This window comes from Aeromonas sp. 600282, assembly GCF_049175755.1.
In the GTDB taxonomy this organism is placed as follows: domain Bacteria; phylum Pseudomonadota; class Gammaproteobacteria; order Enterobacterales; family Aeromonadaceae; genus Aeromonas; species Aeromonas veronii_A.
On record NZ_JAAKVR010000027.1, the window covers coordinates 41,286 to 47,413 of the forward strand.

Below are 6,128 nucleotides of genomic sequence, written 5' to 3' on the forward strand. Positions count from 1 at the left end.
GGTGAGAGCGGGAGGGATCGCTTGATTTTCAAACCGATGCCCGCAGGGCACCGGTTCAATGCAGGCCCGATGCAGAGGATCGGGCCGAAGAGGCTTTACTCGCCGGCCAGCTCGACCAGTGAGACCACCTTGATGCCAGCGGCAGTCAGGCGGGCATCGCCGCCCAGAGACGGCAGGGAGATGATGAAGGCCGCATCGGCCACTTCACCACCGGCACGGCGGATCAGCTTGACGGTCGCATCGACGGTACCGCCGGTCGCCAGCAGATCGTCCACGACCAGCACCTTGTCACCGGGCACGATGGCATCGGTGTGCAGTTGCAGGGTGTCGGTGCCGTACTCGAGGGCATAGGACTCCTCGATCACTTCGCGCGGCAGCTTGCCCGGCTTGCGGACCGGCACGAAGCCCAGTCCCATGGCGAAAGCGACCGGTGCACCAAAGATGAAGCCGCGGGCTTCGGTGCCAACAATCTTGGTGATCCCTTGATCACGATAATGATTGGCGAGCAGATCGATGGTGGCCTTGAAGGCCTCGGCGTTCTCGATCAGGCTGGTGATGTCACGAAACAGAATGCCCGGCTTCGGATAGTCGGGAATGGTCTTGATGCTTGCTTCGATAAATTTCAGGGTTTCCGGATTCATGTGTTGACCGCTTATTTTTTTGACCCAGGGGTGGCCATTTTTTCTCAATTCCCTTCTGCGGGAAATAAAAAAGCCTGTCACGCAAAAATGACAGGCCGACTCCATAGCATTATTGCTGCAATAGCTTAGGGACTTCACTTCACCATTGCAACTGGCTCCAGCACTGGCAGACGCATTAACCAGGTGAGCAGGATCACCATTATGACAACCAGCAACCCCTTGACCCACAGCAGTGGCACCACCGCCAGTGACACCGAAAAGGTGAGCAAAATGAAGATAATGGCGCGCCGTCTGGCCTGACGACGAATGCCGCGATACTGCTGCCAATCCACGATGGGCGGGCCAAACCAGGGATGGGTCAGCAACCAGCGATGAAAACGGGGCGATGAGCGGGCAAACAGGGCGGCTGCCAGCAACATGAAGGGGGTAGTCGGCAAGAGCGGCAGCACAATGCCCACAATACCGGTGGCAAATGCCAGCCACCCGAGCGCCATCAGACACCAACGCTTCATTCCTTCTCCTTGCGTGATTTATCTCCCTCTAGCCTAACAGAGTTTGAGCGGGTGCTGACAGCGGGCCGCAACCCCACTACAATCTGCCCTCTTTTTTCTCCCCACTCTCGTCGGAAAGCCGTTATGCGCGTTATTTTGGCCCCCATGCAGGGGGTACTGGATCACCTGATGCGGGAGGTACTCACCTCCGTCAATGATTACGATCTCTGCGTGAGCGAGTTTATCCGGGTCGTCGATCAGCTGCTCCCCGCCAAGGTGTTCTACCGCCTCTGCCCTGAACTGCTGCAAGATGGCAAAACCCGCGCAGGCACCCCGGTGCGGGTGCAACTGCTGGGGCAACACCCCGAGTGGCTGGCCGAGAACGCCGTGCGCGCCATCGAGCTGGGCTCCCCCGGCGTCGATCTCAACTTCGGCTGTCCCGCCCCTACGGTCAACAAGAGCAAGGGCGGTGCGGTGCTGCTCAAAGAGCCCGAGACCATCTACCGCATCGTCAAGGCGGTGCGCGAGGCGGTGCCTGCCCATCTGCCGGTGAGCGCCAAAATTCGCCTCGGTTACGACGACAAGGATCTCTATCTGGAGAACGCTCAGGCGGTCTTCCAGGGGGGCGCCAACGAGCTGGCCGTTCATGCCCGCACCAAGCGCGAAGGCTACAAGGCCCCCGCCCACTGGGAGTATGTGGATGCCATTCGCCGCGCCCTGCCCATCCCCGTCACCGCCAACGGCGAGATTTGGGATCACAAAGATGCCCTCGCCTGCGCCAGGGTCTCGGGTTGCGATGCCCTGATGGTCGGGCGCGGCGCCATCTCCCTGCCCAATCTGGCCAACGTGATGAAAACCGGCTGCCCGCACATGAGCTGGGCCGAGGTGCTGCAGTTGATGGTGAGCTATACCGAGCAGGATCTGGACAGCGAAAAAGCCGACTACTACCCCAGCCGCATCAAACAGTGGTTCAGCTATCTCAAGCGGGAATATCCCGAAGCGGACCTGCTGTTTCAGGAGATCCGGGTGCTCAAAGAGACGGATCCGATCCGCGATGCCCTGCTGCAAGCAGCCAAAAGCCACAGCTAACCACGTTTAACTTGACGCATATCATCTTGATAAAGTTATCGGATCCCTATACTGCCCCGAATCTGTCGTCTGTCCTGTGGGGGATAATGTGTGTGAAATGACGCAAGCACAGTTGACTGTCTGGCGTAATCGCCTGCTGTCAGACTGGGCCCAAGTAAGAGAAACGCTGATCGGTCAGCTTAAAGCTTGCCGCCGTGACGAGTGGGCCGAACAGGTCGGTCACTGCGAGCAGGATCAACTGGTGGAACTGACCAGCCAGCTGGATCTGCCGAAGGTTGAGCAGAGCGTGGCTCGCCTCAAGCGGATCGATGCGGCACTCTGCCAGATGGATCTCGGCCTCTATGGCCTCTGCTCCGATTGTGAAGAGCCGCTTTCCATCGAACAGCTGGAACAGGATCCGACCCTGCAACGCTGCCCGCGCTGTGAAACCCGTTATCGCAAGGGATTCCACGCCCACGAACTGTGAGGGATGCACATCAGTGCATCCACTCACCCCTCTTCTCTACTGGTTAGTCCGTCATTCCTGTCCAATACTCAACCCTATCAGCCGATCCGGGGGGATAAGGTGTGTACAGAGTCTTGCTGATATGGTGTTTATGCTGCCAAGCAATAGCACAAGAGCCCCTGGTTGTAGGCTGGACAGAGTGGCAACCCTTCAGTTTTCGCGATAAGCAGCAACAGTTGCGGGGGCTGGACGTTGAGCTGGTCAACGCCATCTTCCAGCGAGCCGGTTATCAGGCCAGATTCAGCGAAATGCCTTGGTCTAGGGTGCTTCATGAACTGCGTTTTGGCACGGTACAACTTGCCATGTCTGCCAATATCACCACCGAACGACAACAATATGCGCGATTCACCCATCCCTACCGGGAAGAGCAGGCCGTTATTATTATCCGCCGGCAGGATGAGCAACGCTGGCGCGACATTACCTCGCTGGCATCGCTGCGCGAACGAGCTGACTTCAATATTGGTGTCCTCAAGAATTTTGATTACGGCAATGCCTTTCGCCAGCTGATGACCGAACCCGAAATGCAACCACGCCTGCAGATACGCCTGAGGCTGGATCAGCTGTTGAAGATGCTACGGGCTGGGCGAGTTCAGGGGCTCGTGCTAGACCCCCACGGGATGCAGGGGTTGAGTCATGATGGAGATATACTTTCCGAATTCAAGATCCAGCTGCCGCTCGAGCAGACACCAGTACACCTGATGCTGAGCAAAGAGAGCACCACAGAGGCGCAACTGCACCGGATCAATCAGGCCATCCATCAGTTGAAACAGAGCCCCGACTATCAGCAGATCCTCGACCGCTACCAGTTCAGATCACTGCAACCATAACAAAACACCCAATGAGCAAGGGGAGCATCCGCTCCCCTTGCCGTCTCAAGCAAACCCTATCTTGTCTCAAACTACCCTTGTTGCGACTTGCCAAGACGATTTGGCCACCGATGACATGATGGGTTACCTCTGCCCGTCAGCATCCCAGCACAATGTCGGCAAGATGGGCGAAGTGGTGGATCTCGTGGGTCGCATCGCATTCCCCCGAGTGCCGCCTCGGGTTATACCAGCAGGTGGCCAATCCCTGTGACGCAGCCCCGGCAATATCAGTTTTCGGATTGTCCCCCACCATTAGCACTCTGGCCGGATCCGGCTTCCCCATCAGGGAGAGGGTGTGCTGGAAAATAGCCGGCGCCGGCTTGGTCACCCGGATCTCGTCAGAGATCACCAGGGGCTCGAACCACTCGCTCCAGCCCAGTTTTCCAAGTCTGCCACGTTGGGGGACGCTGAAACCATTGGTGATGATCCCCATCCGCACCTTGCTGCGCAATTGCTGCAGGGTCTCGACCACCCCTTCGAGGGGCATGCTAAGGGCAATGATTTGCTCCAGAAAGGTATTGTTCATCGCCATGGGGTCGGCGGCAACTTGCTGGGCAAAGAGGGAGAAGCGGGTCTGCTGTAGCACTGTCGCATCGATCTCGCCATCGTTGTACTGCTGCCAGAGCTCATGGTTGATAGCATGATACTGCGCCATGCTGGCGTCATCGGCCTCCACACCATAGATCTGCAGAGTTTGCACCAGTGCCTCGGCGACCGGGAAATCGAGCAGGGTTTCATCCAGATCGAACAGCACCCAGTCATAGCTTGGTTGTTTCACAGAAATCCTTTTATCAGTCAGATTATTCGGAAGCTGAGTGCCCCACTCGACCGAGTGGGCCAGCCAGCAGATCCAGCGTGAGCCGCACACCAAAGCCGGTCACTTCGCTGGAGACCACCCCATTGCCCCCCTTGTTGCGAAAACCGCTCAGGTCGAAGTGCAGCCAGGGCGTCTGCTCGGGGATAAAATGGGCAAGAAAGCGGGCCGCATCAATGTGATCCGGCGAACTGCCTGGTGCACACTGCAACAGATCGGCCCACTCGCTCTCGATATTTTCATCGTAATCCTCATCGAGCGGAAAGGGCCAAACTCGTTCACCGCTGTGCTGACCCAGCTTGACCAGCGATGCCAGCCATTCGTGGCGATTGGTAAAGACGCCGCTATAGCGACTGCCCAGTGCCCGCTTGCAAGCGCCGGTCAGAGTCGCATAATCGATCAGCAGATCCGGGGTATCCTGCGCCGCCATCGTCAGAGTATCGGCCAGCACCATTCGTCCCTCCGCATCGGTATCCACCACTTCGATGGTGAGACCATTCATCGCTGTCACCACTTCACCCGGACGATAAGCCTGGGGACCGATATGATTCTCGGCAATCGCCAACCAGCAGTGAACCTCATAGGGCAGCTGAGCCCGACTGATGGCATAAAGGGTACCCAACGCCACCGCACTGCCCCCCATATCGAGATGCATGCCATACATGCTGCCGGAAACCTTGAGGTTATAGCCACCTGAGTCATGGCAGATCCCCTTGCCCACCAACGCAATGCGGCGTACCGGCTTGGACGGGTAGTAGCTGAGCTTGACCATGGCCCCCTGATTATCTTCCGAACCGCGGGCTACCGCCAAAAAAGCCCCCGCTCCCAGCTCGGCCAGCTGCGCCTGATCGTAGTGATGGCACTGCCAACCTTCATCCTGAGCCAGCTGGCTGACGAACTCGCGATAGCTGGCCGCAGTCAGCTCCGAGGCGGGTAACACCGCCAAATGACGAGCCAGCCCATTGCCCCCTGCTTCGCTGTAGATACGAGCGAGATCCAGCACTACAGCAGGAGAGACCGACACATGCTGATAGTTCCAGCCACTTTCGCTACGGCTTTTGCTGGTCGGCAACGGTAGATTGGCGGCCAACAGAGCCGACAACATCAATTCAGCCAGCATCACCCGCTCTGAGGGGGAGAACCCCTCCAGATGCAGCCCGAGCCGCTCTACCTTGAGCCCGGAGAGCGGGGCTATCCAACCTCTGACCTGCTTATAAAGACGGTGATCCCGCGTCACATTGCCGGTCACCAATATGACCAGCAACAGGGTGGAACCATGCATCAGGGTGAAAGGTGCTTTTTGCCCAAGCGCCAACTGGGTGTTGATCCCCGACAGGGCCGGTAGCGACAGCAATGCCTCCTTTTGCTCTTCGGCGATCAGCAGCAGTTGCAATGGCAAGCCCTGTGAAAGGGTCTCGGTCAGCGTGGCATCCCGGCTTTCAATAGCAGGAGGAAGATAGGTAAAAGGAGTGATCACAGGCGCGTGCCTCATCCATGAAGAGATATCTGATGATACCTAACAAATGGTCGAGACGACCAGTTATGGTCTTGAAAAAGCGCAGGAAACAGCATTAATCGCCATCGGTTGAATACCCGATGGAGATATATTCAATGTAATGAGGGGGAAAAGAAGAAAACTATCAGGAAGTTGGTTGCGGGGGCCGGATTTGAACCGACGACCTTCGGGTTATGAGCCCGACGAGCTACCGAGCTGCTCCACCC

The 6,128-nt window shown here is 57.6% G+C and carries 7 protein-coding genes; 3 read left to right on the forward strand and 4 right to left on the reverse strand.

The window, feature by feature from the left end:
• Window positions 1–95 precede the first annotated feature (95 nt).
• Complete coding sequence (apt, locus tag G5137_RS19835) at window positions 96–641, reverse strand: adenine phosphoribosyltransferase (protein WP_005333447.1); 546 nt, start codon at window positions 639–641, stop codon at window positions 96–98.
• A gap of 134 nt (window positions 642–775) precedes the next feature.
• The gene (locus G5137_RS19840; protein WP_005352406.1) at window positions 776–1,153 is read right to left on the reverse strand and encodes a YbaN family protein; all 378 of its coding nucleotides are present in this window, start codon (window positions 1,151–1,153) and stop codon (window positions 776–778) included.
• A 123-nt stretch (window positions 1,154–1,276) separates the two neighbouring features.
• Between G5137_RS19840 and dusC the strand changes: the two genes are divergently transcribed.
• The 3 genes from dusC to G5137_RS19855 all read left to right on the forward strand — a co-directional run bounded on the left by dusC (window position 1,277) and on the right by G5137_RS19855 (window position 3,553).
• Entirely contained in the window at window positions 1,277–2,221 is a 945-nt protein-coding gene (gene dusC / locus G5137_RS19845) for a tRNA dihydrouridine(16) synthase DusC (protein WP_227342739.1), read from the forward strand.
• A 97-nt stretch (window positions 2,222–2,318) separates the two neighbouring features.
• Window positions 2,319–2,687: a TraR/DksA family transcriptional regulator gene (locus tag G5137_RS19850; protein ID WP_227342738.1), complete on the forward strand. Its 369-nt coding sequence runs from the start codon at window positions 2,319–2,321 to the stop codon at window positions 2,685–2,687.
• Between the two features lie 158 nt (window positions 2,688–2,845).
• Entirely contained in the window at window positions 2,846–3,553 is a 708-nt protein-coding gene (locus G5137_RS19855) for a substrate-binding periplasmic protein (RefSeq protein ID WP_421255860.1), read from the forward strand.
• A gap of 136 nt (window positions 3,554–3,689) precedes the next feature.
• Here G5137_RS19855 and yjjG read toward each other — a convergent pair whose 3' ends face one another.
• Both yjjG and G5137_RS19865 read right to left on the reverse strand, forming a co-directional pair.
• Window positions 3,690–4,370 (reverse strand): pyrimidine 5'-nucleotidase, encoded by a 681-nt coding sequence (gene yjjG, locus G5137_RS19860; protein ID WP_216953489.1) that lies wholly within the window; start codon window positions 4,368–4,370, stop codon window positions 3,690–3,692.
• 22 nt (window positions 4,371–4,392) lie between these two features.
• On the reverse strand, window positions 4,393–5,883 hold the full coding sequence (locus tag G5137_RS19865) for a M17 family metallopeptidase (protein WP_227342736.1): 1,491 nt from the start codon (window positions 5,881–5,883) through the stop codon (window positions 4,393–4,395).
• Between the last annotated feature and the right edge of the window lie 245 nt (window positions 5,884–6,128).